The 4276-nt window shown below is 64.4% G+C and carries 4 protein-coding genes; all 4 read right to left on the bottom strand.

Annotated features, from left to right (window positions below; all coding sequences use genetic code 11):
• A partial coding sequence (locus RMO23_RS10155) for an acetyl-CoA C-acyltransferase (RefSeq protein WP_309681075.1) occupies nucleotides 1-896 on the bottom strand: 896 nt, incomplete at its 3' end.
• Between the two features lie 31 nt (nucleotides 897-927).
• Complete coding sequence (locus RMO23_RS10150) at nucleotides 928-1443, bottom strand: DUF4442 domain-containing protein (RefSeq protein ID WP_309681073.1); 516 nt, start codon at nucleotides 1441-1443, stop codon at nucleotides 928-930.
• A gap of 112 nt (nucleotides 1444-1555) precedes the next feature.
• Nucleotides 1556-3979, bottom strand: coding sequence for a 3-hydroxyacyl-CoA dehydrogenase/enoyl-CoA hydratase family protein (locus RMO23_RS10145; RefSeq protein ID WP_309681071.1), 2424 nt, complete (start codon nucleotides 3977-3979; stop codon nucleotides 1556-1558).
• Nucleotides 3980-4150: 171 nt separating this feature from the next.
• A partial coding sequence (locus RMO23_RS10140) for a DUF2147 domain-containing protein (protein WP_309681077.1) occupies nucleotides 4151-4276 on the bottom strand: 126 nt, incomplete at its 5' end.

Here is a 4276-nt window from a genome sequence, read left to right as displayed (position 1 = left end):
GGGCCTATGCCCATGATGTGCGGCGGCACGCCCTTGGCGGCGTAGCTGACAAAGCGCGCCAGCGGGGTCAATCCAAATTCCTTGACGGCCTTTTCGCTCGCCAGGATCAACGCGCCGGCACCGTCGGAGGTTTGCGAGCTGTTGCCGGCCGTGACCGAGCCCCGCGCCGCGAACACGGTTTTGAGTTTCGAAAGGCCTTCTACCGTGGTGTCGGGGCGCGCGCCCACGTCCATGCTGACAATGCGGGTTTTGGCGATGACTTCACCGGTTTCCAGATTGGCGCTGCGGTCGGTCACTTCCACTGGCGTGATTTCATTCGTGAACTCGCCCGCCTGCTGGGCTTTCAGCGCCTTCATGTGCGACTCGTAGGCGAACTGGTCTTGCGCCTCGCGCGACACCTTCCATTGCTGCGCCACTTTTTCGGCCGTCAGGCCCATGCCGTAGGCAATGCCGATGTTCTCGTCGTTGGCAAACATGGCCGGCGACAGCGACGGCGAGTTGCCCGACATCGGCACCATGCTCATGCTCTCGACGCCGGCGGCAATCATCACCTCGGCCTCGCCGACGCGGATGCGGTCGGCCGCCATCTGCACCGCCGACAGCCCCGAGGCGCAAAAGCGGTTGACGGTGATGCCGCCCACGCTGGTCGGCAAGCCGGCCAGCACCGCACCGATGCGGGCGATGTTCAGGCCTTGCGGGCCCTCGGGAATGGCGCAGCCGCAGATGATGTCTTCAATCGCCTTCGGATCCAGCGTGGGCACCTGGGCCAGCGCGGCCTGCAGGGCTTTGACCAGCAGGTCGTCGGGCCGGGTGTTGCGGAAATACCCGCGGTGCGAACGCCCTATGGGCGTGCGCGTGGCGGCAACGATGTAGGCTTCCTGGACTTGTTTGGCCATGATGGTTTCCTTCGGTTCTTCAGTTGTTTCTTTAGCTCTTACGCGGCCCGGACGGAATCCAGGCCCAGACAAATTCACATTCGACCGGCTCTATGCCGGCCTCATCCAGCACCGTGACCGCCACACTGACTTCACCCTTGTCGCTGGCCTGCATCAGCGCCCGTTGCTCGGGCGTGAGCGTGGCCACCGCGCGCATGGCACCGGTGGCGCGCTTTTTGAACGCCATCCTCAACTCCTTGGCCAGCGGAAGGCAGTCATCGCGCACATTCATGCCCACCACCATGCCGGTGGCGGTTTCGGCCAGCAGGTTCATGGCCGACGCATGCACGCCGCCGATGTGGTTTTGCACCTTCTTGACGTTCCTGATGCCGATCTCGACCCGCTGCGGCGTCATCTCGATAAAGTCCAGCCCCGCCGTGCCGGTGAAAGGCACGGCGCGGCGCAGCACCACACCGCGAAACCAGGGGCGCGCAAAGGCCGGCACTTCCGACAGGCGATCGAGCTGCCGCTCCAGGCGGTTGGGCGGCACCCTCGCCAAATCGGTCATGACGTTCTCCCCACCAGCAAACACCGCAGAACCGGCTTTGCCGGGCTGCTGGTGTTGCCCCCTGCAAGGGGGGAAGGCGCTATACGCAGTAAGCGTCCGACGGGGGTGTGCATCAATTCCTCACCGGCTTGCCGGTGCTCATCATGCCCATGATCCGCTCTTGGGTTTTTGGATGCTCAAGCAGCGAGCAGAAGGCCTTGCGCTCCAGCGTCATCAAATACTCCTCGGTCACCAGCGTGCCGGCATCGACATCGCCGCCGCAGACCACGTTGGCAATCAGGCTGGCGATGTGGAAATCGTGGGCGCTGATGAAACCGCCGTCGCGCATGTTGACCAGCTGGCCCTTGATGGTGGCCAGCCCGTTGCGGCCCACCACCGGAAAAGGCCGGCGGTGCGGCGCCCGGTAGCCGGAATTGAACAAGGCTCGCGCCTCGTTCAAGGCCACAAACAGCAGCTCGTCCTTGTGCGGCACGATCACGTCGCTGGCCAGCAGGTAGCCAATCTTGCGGCTTTCAATCGCGCTGGTGCCCACGGTGGCCATGGCGGCCGCCGTGAAGCCTTCGGTCAGGAAGGGCAGCACGTCCTTGTTGGTCGATGCGGCCGCGTTTTCTGCCGCGCGCCGCGCGATATAGGCCAGGCCACCGGCGCCGGGCACCAGGCCGACGCCGACCTCGACCAGGCCGATATAGCTTTCCATGGCGGCCACGCGCTTGGCCGAATACACCGCCATCTCGCAGCCGCCGCCCAGCGCCAGGCCGCGAATGGCCGACACCACGGGCACGGCGGCGTAGCGCAGCTTGAGCATGACGTTTTGCAGCTCGGCCTCTGCGCCTTCGATTGCCTTGGCGCCGCCCAGCATGAAGGCGGGCAGCATGGCCTGCAGGTCGGCACCGGCCGAGAACATCTCGTCGTTGGACCAGATCACCAGGCCCTTGTAGCTTTTCTCGGCCAGGTCCACGCCCAGCGCCAGGCCTTCGGCCACGTCCGGGCTGATGGCGTGCATCTTGGTCTTGATGCTGGCAATCAGCACATCGTTCTGGTCACCGTCCAGCGTCCAGAGGCGAATCGCATCGTCTTCATGCAGCGTGGTGCCGGCGGTTTCAAACGCCGGCGCCCTGGCACCGAGCACGTTCTCGGGGAAATGCTGGCGTGCGTACACCGGCAGCTGGCGGCGGGCAATGAACCTCTTGGCCGAGGCGCTCCACGAGCCCTCGGGGCTGTGCACCCCCCCGGCCGCGACCACGGACCCGTTGAACACCCAGTCCGGCAGCGGCGCCTTGCTGAGCGCCCGGCCGGCGTCGATGTCTTCCTTGATCCAGTTGGCCACCTGCAGCCAGCCGGCCTCTTGCCACAGCTCGAACGGGCCCTGCTTGGCGCCAAAGCCCCAGCGCATCGCAAAATCGATGTCGCGCGCGGTTTCGGCAATGCTTTCCAGGTGCACGGCGGCGTAGTGGAACTGGTCGCGCAAAATCGCCCACAGGAAGCGCGCTTCCGCGCCTTCGGCTTCGCGCAGCAGCTTCAGTCGCTCACCGGCCGGCTTTTTCAGCATGCGGCCGACGACCTCATTGGCCTTGGCGCCCCCGGCCACGTAGTCCATGCTTTCGGGGTCCAGCCGTAGGATGTCACGGCCGACTTTTTTGTAGAAACCGGCGCCGGACTTTTGGCCCAGGCGCTTGGCTTCCAGCAGCCTGGCCAACACCGGCGGCGTGCCGTAAATGTCGGAAAACGGGTCTTCGACTTTTCCGCTGCCGACGGGACCGAGGTTGTCCTGCAGCGTCTTGATGACGTGCGCCATGGTGTCCAGGCCCACCACGTCGGCGGTGCGGAAGGTGCCCGAGCTGGCGCGTCCGAGCTTTTTGCCGGTCAGGTCATCGACCACGTCGTAGCTCAGGCCAAAGGCTTCGGCCTCCTTGATGGTGGCCAGCATGCCGGCAATGCCGACGCGGTTGGCGATGAAGTTGGGCGTGTCATGGGCGCGGATCACGCCCTTGCCGAGGGCGCTGGTGACAAAGGCTTCGAGGTCGTCCAGCACCCTGGGCTCGGTGGTCGGGGTGTTGATCAGCTCGACCAGCGTCATGTAGCGCGGCGGGTTAAAGAAGTGAATGCCGCAAAACCGTGGCTTGATGGATTCGGGCAGGGCTGCGCTGAGCTGGGTGATGGACAGGCCCGAGGTGTTGCTGGCGACGATGGCGCCTTCCGCGATGAAGGGCGCGATCTTGTGGTACAGCTCGGTCTTCCAGTCCATGCGCTCGGCAATCGCCTCGATGATCAGGTCGCACTCCTTGAGGACGTCCATGTCTTCTTCGTAGTTGGCCTGCTGGATCAGCGCCGCGTCTTCGGGCACGCCCAAGGGCGCAGGTTTGAGCTTTTTGAGGCCTTCTACCGCCTTCATGACGATGCCATTCTTCGGGCCTTCCCTGGCGGCCAGGTCAAACAGCACCACTGGCACCTTGACATTGACCAGATGGGCGGCGATTTGCGCCCCCATCACACCGGCGCCCAGCACGGCGACTTTCTTCACTTGAAAACGGGACATCTTGTTTGTTCCTTATCGATTGCTTAACTTGCTTCGTTGCGCGACTTAAAACTTCAATTCACTGATACCCCAATCCGGGACGCCGTGGAACCGGCTATGCCGGGCCACCAGCGTCGCCCCTTGAGGGGGGATGCGGCTACACGCAGTGAGCCGCAGGCGGGGTGGACTTGATTACTGGACTCGGGACCAGGTCTGGGTGCGTCCGAAGGGGCCGATGGAGCCCCTGACTTCGAGTTTCTTGCCGCCGTCGACGGGGGTCATGCGCAGGGTGTAGTTGCGGCCGTTTTCCGGGTCCAG

The organism is Polaromonas sp., from assembly GCF_031411155.1.
GTDB lineage: Bacteria > Pseudomonadota > Gammaproteobacteria > Burkholderiales > Burkholderiaceae_C > Polaromonas.
The sequence above is the reverse complement of the archived record's forward strand: the minus strand, read 5'-3'. Positions and strand labels throughout refer to the sequence as shown.

Excerpts from the sequence above, each read along its gene's own strand:
- RMO23_RS10150 (WP_309681073.1), bottom strand. The coding sequence starts at position 1,443 with ATGACCGATTTGGCGAGGGTGCCGCCCAACCGCCTGGAGCGGCAGCTC.
- RMO23_RS10145 (WP_309681071.1), bottom strand. The coding sequence starts at position 3,979 with ATGTCCCGTTTTCAAGTGAAGAAAGTCGCCGTGCTGGGCGCCGGTGTG.